Origin of the sequence: Bradyrhizobium sp. 159 (assembly GCF_023073795.1) — a bacterium.
Lineage (GTDB): Bacteria > Pseudomonadota > Alphaproteobacteria > Rhizobiales > Xanthobacteraceae > Bradyrhizobium.
The window spans coordinates 32,628-46,071 of record NZ_JADPKE010000040.1 but is presented as its reverse complement, the minus strand read 5'-3'; the positions used below and the strand labels follow the sequence as shown (position 1 = coordinate 46,071).

The following is a 13,444-nucleotide window of genomic DNA, read 5'->3' as shown; positions in this document are numbered from 1 at the left end:
GGGCGGCGGGCGAACAGAAGCCATCTGATGGAGACAAGCCATGAAGGCCGTCGGCTACAAGAAATCGCTTCCGATCGAGGACGCGGATTCACTCATTGATTTCGAGACCGCAAAACCCGAGCCCGGAGGGCGCGACATCCGCGTCGCCGTGAAGGCGATTTCGGCCAACCCGGTCGACTACAAGGTGCGCAAGCGCGCCACCCCGTCCGAGGGCGAGATCAAGATCCTCGGCTATGACGCGGCGGGCGTCGTCGATGCCATCGGTCCCGACGTCACGCTGTTCAAGCCAGGTGATGAAGTGTTTTACGCTGGTTCTATTCTGCGTCAGGGCACCAACTCGGAATACCACCTGGTTGAGGAGCGCATCGTCGGCAACAAGCCGAAGAGCCTGTCGTTCGCGCAAGCGGCCGCCCTTCCCCTCACCTCCATCACCGCATGGGAGCTTCTGTTCGACCGTCTCGGCGCAGTACCCGGCAAGAGCGTCGATCCGCGCACACTGCTGATCACTGGTGGCGCCGGTGGCGTCGGCTCGATTCTGATCCAGCTCGCCCGCCGCCTCACTGGCCTCACGGTGCTCGCGACCGCGACGCGGCCGGAGTCGCAAAAATGGTGCCTCGATCTCGGCGCCCATGCGGTGATCGACCACGGCAAGCCGATGAAGGAGCAGATCGAGAGCTTGAGGCTGCCGCCGGTCGCGTTGGTCGCAAGCCTCACCTTCACTGACCAGCACTACAAGGCGATCGCTGAGTTCATGGCACCGCAGGGCAAGTTCGGCCTGATCGACGATCCGCAGGAATTCGCCATGAGCACATTCAAGGGCAAGGCGATCTCGGTGCACTGGGAGTCGATGTTCACGCGTTCCTCGTTCCAGACCCCCGACATGATCGCGCAGCATCATCTGCTCAATGACGTCGCCGACCTCATCGACAAGGGCGTGTTGCGCACCACGCTCGACCAGACCTTCGGCACCATCAATGCGGCCAACCTCAAGCGCGCGCACGCGCTGCTCGAAAGCGGCAAGTCACGCGGCAAGATCGTGCTGGAGGGGTGGTAGCGGCTCCGGCGTCGGTGCGTAGGGTGGGTTAGCCGAAGGCGTAACCCACCCTACGTTTCCGCCACGCCTTCGACGAACATCAGCCGCCGCTCCAGCGCCGTCTGCCGCACTCTTAGCGCTTCGGCATATTCCGTTGAAGCGTACCATTCCTTCAGCCTCGCCATCGACGGAAATTCGACGATGACGATAGCCTTCGGTGGAAGATTACCTTCGGCCAGTTCAGCCTTGCCGCCGCGGACCAGATAACGCCCGCCGTATTGCGCAATCGTCTTCGCGGCCAGCGTACGATAGGCTTCAAATTCATCGGGATCGCGCATCTCGACTTCGGAAATCACATAGGCTGTCATGCCGGCCTCACGCAATGGTGTTGACGATGCCGCCTTCCGCCCGCAACGCCGCACCGTTGGTCGCGGATGCTTCCTTGGACGCGACATAGACCACCATGTTGGCGATCTCGTCGACGCTGGCGAAGCGTTGCAGCAGCGAACTCGGGCGATGCTGCCTGACAAAATTGGCGGCGGCCTCTTCCACCGACTGTCCGTTCTGCCCAGCGAGATCCTTAACGAAGGTCTCGACGCCCTCGGACATGGTCGGGCCGGGCAGCACGGAATTAACTGTGACGCCGGTGCCGCGAGTGAGCTGCGCGAGGCCCCGCGCGACCGAGAGCTGGGCCGTCTTACTCATGCCGTAGTGAATCATCTCGACGGGAATGTTGAGTCCGGACTCCGAGGAGATGAAGACGATGCGGCCCCAATTGCGCTTCAACATGCCTTTCATATACGCCCGCGACAGACGGACGCCGCTCATCACGTTGACTTCGAAGAAGCGACTCCAGTCCTCGTCGGGAATCTCGAAAAACTCCTTCGGCTCGAAGATGCCGGCATTGTTGATGAGGATGTCGATCTCGGGAAGCGCCGCCACGAGCGCCTCGCAGCCTGCCGCCGTTGAGACGTCGGCGGCGATGCCACGGATCTTGGCGCCGGTCTCTTCCAGCTTGCGGACGGCGGCATCGACCTTGTTCCGGCCGCGGCCGTTGATCACGACGCTGGCGCCCGAAGCGGCAAGGCCCTTGGCGATGGCGCGGCCGATGCCGGCAGTGGAGCCGGTCACCAGCGCGGTTTTTCCCGAAAGGTCGATGTTCATGCGTTATCTCCATTGAGGTTGGTGGAGATATGTGCCCCGCGTGCCATCGCAATCACCGCTCACCGACGCGTGAGTACCAACGGCCACAACACGGGAATCTTAGGGCGCGCAAAGCGAAAGCGTGCCATCATTCAGAGTGCTCGCGAAGCTTTCTGCAGCGTTCGGTGCGAAACGCACGGTCGCCGAATTCTGCAGATCCGGGTCGGGCGTCTTCCAAACTTCGGAAGAGACATCCACATGCACAAGCCACGTTCCGCGGCTATCGTAGGGCTTGCTGCTGATCCTCCGATGGCTTTGATCGAGCTCCTTCGGATTCCCGCTGCTCCAAAAAAGCGAAGCTCCACCCTTCCGGCGCTCGAAGCACGGCACGGAAAAAAAGCGGCGCCCGAGGGCGCCGCTTTCAAATTTCGTACTGCCGAAAGGCTTACGCCGCCTCGGCTTCCTTTTCCTGCACCGGACCAGAATCCTGGCCCTTGGCATCGACGTCGCGATCGACGAACTCGATTACGGCCATCGGGGCGTTGTCGCCGTAGCGGAAGCCGGCCTTGATGATGCGGGTGTAGCCGCCCTGGCGGTCCTTGTAGCGGGTCGCGAGCGTATCGAAGAGCTTCTTGACCATGTCGAGGTCGCGCAGCTCCGCGATCGCCTGGCGGCGCAGCGACAGGCCGCCCTTCTTGCCGAGGGTGACGAGCTTCTCGACGATCGGGCGGAGCTCCTTGGCCTTGGGCAGCGTGGTGACGATCTGCTCGTGCTTGATCAGCGCAGCCGCCATGTTAGCGAACATCGCCTTGCGATGCTCGGCCGTGCGGTTGAGCTTCCGATGAACCTTGCCGTGACGCATGTGTTTATTCCTTACGTATGAACTGCCGCGACGGTTCGTCGGACAAGTTGCTCAGGTGGGCTTCCTGCGTTCGCCCATGAAAATCGTGGCCGGATGTCTCCGGCCACGACGGTGAAGTCGATCAGTAGTGATCCTCGAAGCGCTTGGCGAGCTCGTCGATGTTCTCCGGCGGCCAGCCCGGCACTTCCATGCCGAGGTGCAGCCCCATCTGGGCCAGCACTTCCTTGATCTCGTTCAGCGACTTGCGGCCGAAGTTCGGGGTGCGGAGCATTTCCGCTTCGCTCTTCTGCACGAGATCGCCGATGTAGACGATGTTGTCGTTCTTCAAGCAGTTGGCCGAACGCACCGAGAGCTCGAGCTCGTCCACCTTCTTGAGGAAAGCCGGGTTGAAGGCGAGGTCCGGGATGATCTCCTGGGCAACTTCCTTGCGCGGCTCTTCGAAATTGACGAACACGTTGAGCTGATCCTGGAGGATGCGCGCGGCGTAGGCCACGGAATCATCCGGCGAGATCGCACCGTTGGTCTCGATCGTCATGGTCAGCTTGTCGTAGTCGAGGATCTGACCCTCGCGGGTGTTCTCGACCTTGTAGGAGACCTTGCGGACCGGCGAGTACAGGCTGTCGACCGGGATCAGGCCGATCGGCGCGTCCTCGGGACGGTTGCGCTCGGCGGGCACGTAACCCTTGCCGGTCGAGACCGTGAACTCCATGCGGATCTCCGCACCCTCGTCGAGGGTGCAGATCTGGAGGTCCGGGTTGAGCACGGTGACGTCGCCGACGGTCTGGATATCGCCAGCGGTGACGACGCCCGGGCCCTGCTTCTTCACGACCATGCGCTTGGGGCCCTCGCCCTGCATCTTGATCGAGATGTCCTTGATGTTGAGCACGATGTCGGTGACGTCCTCACGGACGCCAGCGATCGAGGAGAACTCGTGCAGCACGCCGTCGATGTGCACCGACTGCACCGCCGCGCCCTGGAGCGAGGAGAGCAGGATGCGCCGCAGCGCGTTGCCGAGGGTCTGGCCGAAGCCGCGCTCGAGCGGCTCGGCGACGATGGTCGCGAAACGGTTCGAGTCGCTGCCAGGCGTAACCTGGAGCTTGTTCGGTCGAATCAGTTCTTGCCAATTTTTCTGGATCGTCACTGTTTCACCCATACAGGCCAGTCAATTTGAAAAACTCAAATACTGGCGTTGGAGAAAGGCCGCGGATGATTCCCGCGGCTTCGCAAAAAAAACATCGCGAGCGCCGACGCGCTCGCAATTTCGTATTAAACGCGCCGACGCTTCCGGGGACGGCAACCGTTGTGCGGGATCGTGGTCACGTCGCGGATCGAGGTGACGGTGAAGCCCGCGGCCTGGAGCGCGCGGAGCGCCGATTCGCGGCCCGAACCGGGACCGGCCACTTCGACTTCCAGCGTGCGCATACCGTGCTCCTGCGCCTTCTTGGACACGTCCTCGGCTGCAACCTGCGCGGCATACGGGGTCGACTTGCGCGAGCCCTTGAAGCCCATCGTGCCGGCGGAAGACCAGGCAATCGTGTTGCCCTGCGCATCCGTGATGGTGATGGTCGTGTTGTTGAACGACGAGTTCACATGCGCGACGCCGGAGGCGATGTTCTTGCGCTCACGACGGCGAACGCGGGTGGCTTCCTTGCCCATTGAGTCCCTTTCCTGACGATCTCAAACGCCGCCGTAATGCCAGCGGCTACACCTGTGGAACGAAAGGCGCGTGGCGAACGGGTCATCCCCCGTTCACCACACGCCGCGATTGGCTGCGAAAACTTACTTCTTCTTGCCGGCGATGGCCTTCGCCGGGCCCTTGCGCGTGCGCGCGTTGGTATGAGTGCGCTGACCGCGCACCGGCAGACCGCGACGATGACGCAGGCCGCGATAGCAGCCGAGGTCCATCAGACGCTTGATGTTGATACCGACCTCACGACGCAGATCGCCCTCGACGAGATAGTCGCGGTCGATCACTTCGCGGATCTGGAGCACTTCGGCGTCGCTGAGCTGATTGACGCGACGATCCGCGGGGATCTTCACCTTCTCCAGGATCTCACTGGCGATCTTCGGGCCGATGCCATGGATATACTGGAGCGCGATCAGCGCGCGCTTGTTGGTGGGAATGTTCACGCCGGCAATACGGGCCACGGCCTTCTCTCCTATCGCCGATCCTCGTCAGGATCGGGCTTTAAGTGCTTGTGTTCTCGGGCAGGTGTTCACAAACGCGAACACGACGCCCACCCCCGGTCTTCCTGGGGCCCGGCATCGTCTGAAACTATCCGACTTGGATGCGGGGCTTATTAGGGGATTCCGGGGGCGCTCGTCAACCGCTGCTAGCGTTTGGCTCGCTTTTTCGTGACCTTTTTTGCGGCCTTTTTGGCACCCTTCTTGACGGCCTTCTTGGCAGTCTTCCTGGTCGCCTTCTTTGCTGTCTTCCGGGTGGCCTTCCCGGCGCTCTTCAGGGCTTTCTTGGCGGCCTTTTTAGCGGAATTGGCCGCCTTTTTGGCCGTTTTTGCCGGCTTTTTGGCCGCTGTCTTCGCTGTCTTCGCCTTCTTGGCCGGCGCAGCCTTGGCCGCGCTGCGGGCATGCGTCTTGCCGTGGGTCTTGGGCTCGACCGCCCCGAGCGCCAGGAGCTGGCGGTGGATGGCACGGGTGACCTCGTCGATGGCCATCATGCCGTCGATGGTCGAGAGCTTCCGCCGCTCGGAATAGTAGTGAATCAGCGGTTCCGTCTGGCTGCGGTAGCTGGCGAGGCGCTTGGTCAGGACCTCCGGGGTGTCATCGACCCGGACCTCCTCCCCGCGCTCGCGCATCTGGGCGACGCGGGTCTCGACGCGGTTCAGGAGTGCGCTCTCGTTGACACGCAGCTCGATCACGGCATCGAGCTTGAGATGCTTGCGCTTGAGCAGCTCGTCCAGCGCCTCGGCCTGCGGCACGGTGCGTGGGAAACCGTCGAGGATGAAACCGTTCTTGGCATCCGGCTGGTCGATGCGGTCGGAGATGATTCCGACCACGACCTCGTCGGGCACGAGGCCGCCACTCGCCATGATCTCCTTGGCCTTCAGCCCGACCGGCGTTCCTGCCGCAACGGCCGCGCGCAGCATCTCGCCGGTCGAGAGCTGGACGATGCCATAGCGCTGCACCAGCAGCTGCGCCTGGGTCCCCTTGCCCGACCCCGGCGGTCCCAGAAGTATAATTCTCATCGGCGTACGCCCCCCGGATTGGTGAGCGATACGTCGCGCACCTGTGTTTGAAGATCAAGGACAGTGCAAACCATAATCGGCGCTGCACCGCTACCCACATCATAGGGGAGCGGATGGGCTGTCGCCAAGAAGGGCTTTGAAATCAGTGATTGTGCTGCTGTGAGAACAGCTCTGCCGATATGACCGAATGGCTGCTGCTGCCGTGCAGGCGCCGCGTGTTGCTGGCGGAGCGAATCGGCGGCGCAATCGCGCCGCCTTCGGGGGACGCTGCGCTTAGCGGCGGCGGCCGCGCAGCTTCGACTTGCGGATCAGGCCTTCGTACTGATGCGCCAGCAGATAGCCCTGCACCTGCGCCACGGTGTCCATGGTGACGCTGACGACGATCAGCAGCGAGGTGCCGCCGAAGTAGAACGGCACCGAGGCGTAGGAGATCAGGATCTCCGGAATCAAGCAGACGATCGCCAGATAAATCGCGCCGAGCACGGTGATGCGTGACAGCACGTAGTCGATATATTCGGCGGTGCGCTCGCCGGGACGGATGCCCGGAATGAAGCCGCCGTGCTTCTTCAGATTGTCCGCGGTCTCGGTCGGGTTGAACACGATCGCGGTGTAGAAGAAGGCGAAGAAAACGATCAGCGCCAGATACATGATCAGGAACAGCGGACGGCCGTGGCCGAGCTGGGTGGTGATCCACTGGAACCATTCCGGTCCGCTGCCGGCGTTGAAGTTCGCCACCGTGGTCGGCAGCAGCAGCAGCGAGGACGCGAAGATCGGCGGGATCACGCCCGAGGTGTTGAGCTTGAGCGGCAGATGTGAGGACTGGCCCTCGAACATCTTGTTGCCGACCTGACGCTTCGGATACTGGATCAGCAGGCGGCGCTGCGCGCGCTCCATGAACACGATGAAGGCGATCACGGCGACCGCCATGATGATGACGACCAGGATCAGACCGGTCGACATCGCACCCTGACGGCCGAGCTCGAGCATATTGGCGAGCGCCGCGGGCAGCTCGGCGACGATGCCGGCGAGAATGATCAGCGAGATGCCGTTGCCGATGCCGCGCGAGGTGATCTGCTCGCCGAGCCACATCAGGAACATGGTGCCGCCGGTCAGTGTGATCGCCGTGGACAGGCGGAAGAATAGGCCAGGCTCGCTGACGACGTTGCCGGCGCCCTCGAGGCCCACCGCGATGCCGTAGGACTGGAACGCGGCCAGGATGACGGTGAGATAGCGGGTGTACTGGTTCAGCGTCTTGCGGCCGGCCTCGCCTTCCTTCTTCAGCGCCTCAAGCTGCGGTGAGACGGTGGTCAGGAGCTGGATGATGATCGAGGCCGAGATATACGGCATGATGTTCAGGGCGAAGATCGCCATGCGGTGGATGCCACCGCCGGCGAACATGTTGAACATGCCGAGGATGCCGCCCGCCTGGGACCGGAACACCTGCTCCCAGATGTTGGGATCGATGCCGGGCAGCGGGATGTAGGTGCCGAGCCGATAAACGAGCAGCGCACCCAGAGTGAACCAGATGCGCTTCTTCAGTTCGTCGGCCTTGGCGAACGCGCCGAAATTGAGATTGGCTGCCAGTTGTTCCGCTGCAGAGACCATCTTGGACTTTCTCCCGCCGCCTGTTGCGCCGTCATGCCCGCGGCCGGGCTACTCTAAAGCGCGATGAGATCAGGATGCCTCACCGTCGCGCTCTAGATTGTCGTTTTCAGCATGATCTTCTCGGAAAACCGCTTCACACTTTGCGTTAACGCGGTCCTTCGGGTCCCGATCATGCTTTAGCGGACGCCGGACATTATCTGGGGCTCGGCTCCGATAAGTCCATCGTCCCGCATGCGTAAAGGCCCGCGAGGCGCGGGCCAATGACGCAGTTGTTACGCCGCCTCGCCTTCTTCCTTGGCAGGGGCGAGGATCTTCACCGAACCGCCGGCCTTCTCGACCGCCGCGATCGCGGTCTTGGAGGCGCCATGCGCTTCGATGTTGAGCTTGGACTTGAGCTCGCCGCGGCCGAGCAGCCGCAGACCGCCCTTGGCGCGGCGCAGCACGCCGCCCTTCACCAGCGCCTCGACGTTCACGACGCTGCCGGCGTCGATCTTCTTGGCATCGACTGCCTCCTGGAGCCGGTCGAGATTGATCTCGGCGAACTCGACGCGGAAGATGTTGTTGAAGCCGCGCTTGGGCAGACGGCGATGCATGGGCATCTGGCCGCCTTCGAAACCCTTGATGCGCACGCCCGAACGCGCGGTCTGGCCCTTGCCGCCGCGGCCCGACTGCTTGCCCTTGCCCGAACCGATGCCGCGGCCGACGCGCATACGCTTCTTGCGCGAGCCGGCGTTGTCGGCGATATCGCTGAGCTTCATCGCCCTTCTCCTTGTGTCTTGCGCACGATCTTCACCGAAAACCGGGTGCCCGCTTTTCGGGATCCTGCGCCGCTTCTTACTTCTCGTCGACGATGCGGACGAGATGGTGAACCTTCTCGATCATGCCGCGAACGGCCGGGGTATCCGGCAGTTCGCTGGTGCGCCCGATCTTGTTGAGCTTGAGCCCGATCAGCGTCGAGCGCTGCGAGTGATGGCGGCGGATCGCGCTGCCGGTCTGCTCGAGCTTGATCGTCTTTGCGGCCTTGGCCATGGGAGTCTACTCCGAAAAGCTTCCGTTAGTCGGCAGTCGCCTCGGCGTCACCGCCGATACGACGGGACTGGAGGGTGGACACCTTGATGTTGCGGCGGGCAGCAACCGAGCGCGGCGAATCCTGATGCTTCAGCGCGTCGAAGGTGGCGCGAACCATGTTGTACGGGTTCGACGAGCCGATCGACTTCGCCACCACGTCCTGGACGCCGAGCGTCTCGAACACGGCGCGCATCGGGCCACCGGCGATGATGCCGGTGCCGGCCGGGGCGGCACGCAGGTAGACACGGCCCGCGCCATGACGGCCGGCGATGTCGTGATGGAGCGTGCGGCCCTCGCGCAGCGACACGCGAGTCAGGTTGCGCTTGGCGGATTCGGTCGCCTTGCGGATCGCCTCAGGCACTTCGCGCGCCTTGCCGTGACCGAAGCCGGCGCGGCCCTTCTGATCGCCGATCACGACCAGCGCTGCGAAACCGAAGCGCTTGCCGCCCTTGACGACCTTGGCCACGCGGTTGATGTGGACGAGCTTGTCGACGAACTCGCTGTCGCGCTCCTCGCGCTCCCTGCGTTCACGTCCGCCGCCGCGTTGATCGCGTCCACCACGTTGTTCGCGTTCAGCTGCCATGGTTTTTCCAATCCTTCAGAGGCTTGCGCCTCAATCCTCAAATTCTGTTAGAAGCTCAGCCCACTCTCACGCGCGGCGTCGGCAAGAGCCTTGACGCGCCCGTGATAGAGATAGCTGCCGCGATCGAACACGACTTCCTTGACGCCCTTCTCGGCAGCGCGCTCCGCCAGCAGCTTGCCGACCGCCTTCGCCGCATCGATGTCGGCGCCGGTCTTGCCGCCGTCCCGCATCGACTTCTCGAGCGAAGAGGCAGAGGCCAGCGTCTCGCCCTTCAGGTCGTCGATGACCTGGGCGTAGATGTGCTTGGACGAGCGGAACACCGACAGGCGCGGACGGCCACCACCGGAGCGGCGCAGCTTCAGCCGCACACTCCGCTTGCGCCGGGCATTCGTAACCTTGGCTTTCGACATGACCGGCTCCGTTACTTCTTCTTGCCTTCCTTGCGGAAGATGAATTCGCCAACATACTTCACGCCTTTGCCCTTATAGGGCTCCGGCGGGCGATAGCCGCGGATCTCGGCTGCGACCTGGCCAACGCGCTGGACGTCGCTGCCGGTCACCGTGATCTCGGTCGGCTTCGGCACGGTGATCGTGATCCCTTCCGGGATCGGATAGATCACGTCGTGGCTGTAACCGAGCGCAAGCTGCAGGTTCTTGCCCTGCATCGCGGCGCGGTAGCCGACGCCGGTGATCTCGAGCTTCTTCTCGAAGCCCTTGGTGACGCCCTCGACGAGGTTCGCGACCTGAGCGCGAGCGGTGCCGTACAGCGCCCGCGCGCGATTGGTCTCGAACCGCGGCTTGACCTTGATCTCGCCGCTCTCGAGCTTCACCTCGACGTCGTCATGGACGACGAACTGAAGCTGGCCCTTCGGCCCCTTCATCTTGACGGTCTGCCCATCAACGGTCGCGGTAACGCCCGACGGAACCGCTACAGGCCTTTTGCCAACACGTGACATGGATCAAAAATCCTTCTCAGAACACCGTGAAGAGGACTTCGCCGCCCACATTCGCGTCGCGCGCGCTGTGGTCGGCCATAATCCCCTTCGGCGTCGACAACACCGAAATGCCGAGTCCGTTGTTGACCCGCGGCAGAGCCTTCACCGAGGCGTAGACACGACGCCCCGGCTTGGAGACCCGTTCGATCTCGCGGATGACGGGCTCGCCGTCGAAATACTTCAGCTCGATCTCGATCTCGCTGCGGCCCGAGGGATGCTCAAGCGTGGCGTAACCGCGGATGTAGCCCTCGGACTTCAGCACCTCGAGCACGTTCTCGCGCATCTTCGAGCCAGGCGTGGAGACCTTGGTCTTGGAGCGCATCTGCGCGTTGCGGATGCGGGTGATCAGATCGCTGATTGGATCGTGCGTAGACATCTAAACGACCCTCCTTACCAGCTCGACTTGACGAGGCCCGGGACCATGCCCTTGGAGCCAAGGTCGCGCAGCGCGATACGGGACAGCTTGTTCTTGCGGTAGTTCGAGCGGGGACGGCCCGACAGCTCGCAACGCAGACGGATGCGGGTCGCCGACGAGTTGCGCGGCATTTCCGCCAGCTTCAACGTCGCAGCGAAGCGCTCTTCCATCGGTAGCTTCTTGTCGGCGATGATCGCCTTCAACCGCTCGCGCTTGGCGGCGGCGTTCTTCACCATCCGCTTGCGCCGGTTGTTCTTCTCGACTGAACTCTTCTTTGCCATGCTTGGCTCCTGGGTATCCGCGTTTGAGAGGCTTTAGCTCAGCGTCTCACTGCCGGAACGGGAAATTGAAAGCGGTCAACAAGGCCCTCGCCTCTTCGTCGGTCTTGGCCGTGGTGCAGACGGTGATGTCCATACCGCGGGCTTCCGTGACCTTGTCGAAGTCGATCTCGGGGAAAATGATGTGCTCCTTGATGCCGAGCGAGTAGTTGCCGCGGCCGTCGAAGCTCTTCGGGTTCAGGCCGCGGAAGTCGCGGACGCGCGGCAGCGCGACCGTCACTAGGCGATCGATGAACTCGTACATGCGCGCCTTGCGCAGCGTGACCTTGCAGCCGATCGGCTGATTCTCACGCAGCTTGAAGGTCGCGATCGCGACGCGCGAATAGGTCACGATCGCCTTCTGGCCGGCGATCTGGGTCAGTTCGGCAGCGGCGGTCTCGGCCTTCTTGCGATCGTTGACGGAATCGCCAACGCCCATATTTAGCACGACCTTATCCAGACGCGGAACCTGCATGACGTTCTCGTAACCGAACTTCTCGGTCAGAGCCGTGCGGATCTTCGCATCATATTCCGCGCGCAGGCGCGGCGTGTAAGCGGCCTCAGCCATCGATCTCAGCTCCCGAGCTCTTGGCGATGCGGACCTTCTTGCCGTCCGCCAGAATCTTGAATCCGACGCGGGTCGGCTTTCCGTCCTTGCCGACATACGCGATGTTGGACAGTTGGATCGGCGCCTCTTTCGAGATGATGCCGCCCTCCTGGGCCTGCGTCTGCTTCTGGTGACGCTTGACCATGTTGATGCCGCGCACGAGCGCGGTCCCGGCGTCGGGGCGCACCTCGAACACCTCGCCGGTCCGGCCCTTGTCGCGACCGGTCAGCACGACGACCTTGTCGCCCTTGCGGATCTTCGCAGCCATCACAGCACCTCCGGCGCGAGCGAAATGATCTTCATGTGGTTCTTGGCGCGCAGCTCGCGCGGCACGGGCCCGAAGATGCGGGTCCCGACCGGCTCGGCCTGGTTGTTGATCAGGACGGCCGCGTTGCGGTCGAAGCGGATCACCGAACCGTCGGCGCGGCGGATGTCCTTGCGGACGCGCACCACGACGGCCTTCATCACGTCGCCCTTCTTCACCTTGCCACGCGGAATGGCTTCCTTGATCGAGACGACGATGATGTCGCCGATCGTGGCGTAGCGGCGCTTGGAGCCTCCGAGCACCTTGATACACATGACACGGCGTGCGCCAGAATTGTCGGCCACGTCGAGGTTGGTCTGCATCTGAATCATTGATGCACCTCGTCCTCTTCTCTTTGCGCCAGCCCAGCCGGCGCTCAACATTTCCCTGAAGTCGGTCGGCTAAAGCCAACAGATCAGGCGCTTTTCTTGTGCTCGCCCCGGATCACGACCCAGCGCTTCAACTTCGAAATCGGCTTCGATTCCTCGATCCACACCACGTCGCCCGGCTTGAACTGGTTGCTCTCGTCGTGCGCGTGATAGTTCTTCGAACGGCGGATCGTCTTCTTGTAGATCGGGTGCGTGAAGCGGCGGTCGACGCGCACCACGATGGTCTTGGCTTGCTTGTCGCTGACGACCACGCCCTGCAGAGTACGTTTCGGCATCTTCGTAAGCCTCTTACTTCTTCTTCGCGCGCGTCTGCGCGGCGACGGTCTTGATCCGGGCGATGTCGCGCCTAGCCTCGCGCAGGCGCGAGGTGTTCTCGAGCTGCCCAGTGGCGCGCTGGAAGCGCAGGTTAAAGCGCTCCTTCTTCAGGTTCAGGATGGCATCATCCTGCTGGTCGGGGCTCATCGCGCGGATGTCTTCGATCTTCATCTGGGCCATGGGCATTACTCCGCAATGCGCTCGACGAAGCGCGTCTTGATCGGCAGCTTGGCGGCCGCCAGGGTCAGCGCCTCGCGCGCGGTCTGGGTGTTGACGCCGTCGATCTCGAACAGCACCCGGCCCGGCTTGACGCGCGCGACCCACAGTTCCGGCGAACCCTTGCCGGAGCCCATGCGGACTTCGGCCGGCTTCTTCGACACCGGAACGTCGGGGAACACGCGGATCCAGACGCGGCCGGCGCGCTTCATGTGGCGGGTCAGCGCGCGGCGGGCGGCTTCGATCTGCCGCGCGGTGACGCGCTCAGGCTCGGTCGCCTTCAAGCCGTACTGGCCGAAGGCCAACGTCGCGCCCGAAGACGCAACGCCGTGGATGCGGCCCTTATGCGCCTTCCGGAACTTCGTTTTCTTAGGTTGCATCATGGCTTTA

The 13,444-nt window shown here is 63.0% G+C and carries 22 protein-coding genes; 1 reads left to right on the top strand and 21 read right to left on the bottom strand.

Going from position 1 to position 13,444, the window contains the following annotated elements; genetic code table 11:
• Nucleotides 1-40 precede the first annotated feature (40 nt).
• Nucleotides 41-1,054 (top strand): zinc-binding alcohol dehydrogenase family protein, encoded by a 1,014-nt coding sequence (locus IVA96_RS08730; RefSeq protein ID WP_247279375.1) that lies wholly within the window; start codon nt 41-43, stop codon nt 1,052-1,054.
• Nucleotides 1,055-1,104: 50 nt separating this feature from the next.
• Here the strand turns inward: IVA96_RS08730 and IVA96_RS08725 are convergent, their stop codons facing one another.
• From IVA96_RS08725 to rplP, 21 genes are all read right to left on the bottom strand, one after another.
• Nucleotides 1,105-1,401, bottom strand: coding sequence for a DUF1330 domain-containing protein (locus IVA96_RS08725; protein ID WP_247279376.1), 297 nt, complete (start codon nt 1,399-1,401; stop codon nt 1,105-1,107).
• A gap of 7 nt (nt 1,402-1,408) precedes the next feature.
• Complete coding sequence (locus IVA96_RS08720) at nt 1,409-2,197, bottom strand: SDR family oxidoreductase (protein ID WP_247279374.1); 789 nt, start codon at nt 2,195-2,197, stop codon at nt 1,409-1,411.
• A 424-nt stretch (nt 2,198-2,621) separates the two neighbouring features.
• Entirely contained in the window at nt 2,622-3,038 is a 417-nt protein-coding gene (gene rplQ / locus IVA96_RS08715; RefSeq protein WP_247279373.1) for a 50S ribosomal protein L17, read from the bottom strand.
• A gap of 121 nt (nt 3,039-3,159) precedes the next feature.
• Nucleotides 3,160-4,191 (bottom strand): DNA-directed RNA polymerase subunit alpha, encoded by a 1,032-nt coding sequence (locus IVA96_RS08710; protein ID WP_247279372.1) that lies wholly within the window; start codon nt 4,189-4,191, stop codon nt 3,160-3,162.
• A 113-nt stretch (nt 4,192-4,304) separates the two neighbouring features.
• Nucleotides 4,305-4,694 carry a 30S ribosomal protein S11 gene (gene rpsK, locus IVA96_RS08705; RefSeq protein WP_007603045.1) on the bottom strand — a complete coding sequence of 130 codons (390 nt, stop codon included), beginning with the start codon at nt 4,692-4,694 and terminating at the stop codon, nt 4,305-4,307.
• A gap of 123 nt (nt 4,695-4,817) precedes the next feature.
• Entirely contained in the window at nt 4,818-5,186 is a 369-nt protein-coding gene (gene rpsM, locus IVA96_RS08700; RefSeq protein WP_247279371.1) for a 30S ribosomal protein S13, read from the bottom strand.
• Between the two features lie 185 nt (nt 5,187-5,371).
• Nucleotides 5,372-6,241: an adenylate kinase gene (locus IVA96_RS08695; protein ID WP_247279370.1), complete on the bottom strand. Its 870-nt coding sequence runs from the start codon at nt 6,239-6,241 to the stop codon at nt 5,372-5,374.
• Nucleotides 6,242-6,514: 273 nt separating this feature from the next.
• Entirely contained in the window at nt 6,515-7,846 is a 1,332-nt protein-coding gene (gene secY / locus IVA96_RS08690) for a preprotein translocase subunit SecY (protein WP_247279369.1), read from the bottom strand.
• A gap of 272 nt (nt 7,847-8,118) precedes the next feature.
• Nucleotides 8,119-8,604 (bottom strand): 50S ribosomal protein L15, encoded by a 486-nt coding sequence (gene rplO / locus IVA96_RS08685; protein WP_247279368.1) that lies wholly within the window; start codon nt 8,602-8,604, stop codon nt 8,119-8,121.
• 76 nt (nt 8,605-8,680) lie between these two features.
• Nucleotides 8,681-8,875 (bottom strand): 50S ribosomal protein L30, encoded by a 195-nt coding sequence (rpmD, locus tag IVA96_RS08680; protein WP_011088137.1) that lies wholly within the window; start codon nt 8,873-8,875, stop codon nt 8,681-8,683.
• A 25-nt stretch (nt 8,876-8,900) separates the two neighbouring features.
• A complete protein-coding gene (rpsE, locus tag IVA96_RS08675; RefSeq protein ID WP_247279367.1) occupies nt 8,901-9,497 on the bottom strand; it encodes a 30S ribosomal protein S5 in 597 nt (198 codons plus the stop codon).
• 47 nt (nt 9,498-9,544) lie between these two features.
• Nucleotides 9,545-9,907 (bottom strand): 50S ribosomal protein L18, encoded by a 363-nt coding sequence (gene rplR / locus IVA96_RS08670; protein WP_007603036.1) that lies wholly within the window; start codon nt 9,905-9,907, stop codon nt 9,545-9,547.
• Between the two features lie 11 nt (nt 9,908-9,918).
• A complete protein-coding gene (rplF, locus tag IVA96_RS08665) occupies nt 9,919-10,452 on the bottom strand; it encodes a 50S ribosomal protein L6 (RefSeq protein WP_247279366.1) in 534 nt (177 codons plus the stop codon).
• 16 nt (nt 10,453-10,468) lie between these two features.
• Nucleotides 10,469-10,867 carry a 30S ribosomal protein S8 gene (gene rpsH, locus IVA96_RS08660; RefSeq protein WP_008549240.1) on the bottom strand — a complete coding sequence of 133 codons (399 nt, stop codon included), beginning with the start codon at nt 10,865-10,867 and terminating at the stop codon, nt 10,469-10,471.
• A 14-nt stretch (nt 10,868-10,881) separates the two neighbouring features.
• Nucleotides 10,882-11,187 carry a 30S ribosomal protein S14 gene (rpsN, locus tag IVA96_RS08655; protein WP_018647251.1) on the bottom strand — a complete coding sequence of 102 codons (306 nt, stop codon included), beginning with the start codon at nt 11,185-11,187 and terminating at the stop codon, nt 10,882-10,884.
• A gap of 46 nt (nt 11,188-11,233) precedes the next feature.
• Complete coding sequence (rplE, locus tag IVA96_RS08650; RefSeq protein WP_247279365.1) at nt 11,234-11,791, bottom strand: 50S ribosomal protein L5; 558 nt, start codon at nt 11,789-11,791, stop codon at nt 11,234-11,236.
• Entirely contained in the window at nt 11,784-12,098 is a 315-nt protein-coding gene (rplX, locus tag IVA96_RS08645) for a 50S ribosomal protein L24 (protein ID WP_011088142.1), read from the bottom strand. Before rplX ends, rplE begins: the two co-directional genes overlap by 8 nt.
• Entirely contained in the window at nt 12,098-12,466 is a 369-nt protein-coding gene (rplN, locus tag IVA96_RS08640; RefSeq protein WP_008549246.1) for a 50S ribosomal protein L14, read from the bottom strand. The genes rplX and rplN overlap by 1 nt, the downstream gene beginning before the upstream one ends.
• An 83-nt stretch (nt 12,467-12,549) precedes the next feature.
• Nucleotides 12,550-12,798, bottom strand: coding sequence for a 30S ribosomal protein S17 (gene rpsQ / locus IVA96_RS08635; RefSeq protein ID WP_008549247.1), 249 nt, complete (start codon nt 12,796-12,798; stop codon nt 12,550-12,552).
• Nucleotides 12,799-12,811: 13 nt separating this feature from the next.
• On the bottom strand, nt 12,812-13,018 hold the full coding sequence (gene rpmC, locus IVA96_RS08630) for a 50S ribosomal protein L29 (RefSeq protein WP_011088144.1): 207 nt from the start codon (nt 13,016-13,018) through the stop codon (nt 12,812-12,814).
• Between the two features lie 5 nt (nt 13,019-13,023).
• A complete protein-coding gene (gene rplP, locus IVA96_RS08625; protein ID WP_018647247.1) occupies nt 13,024-13,437 on the bottom strand; it encodes a 50S ribosomal protein L16 in 414 nt (137 codons plus the stop codon).
• Nucleotides 13,438-13,444: the final 7 nt, after the last annotated feature.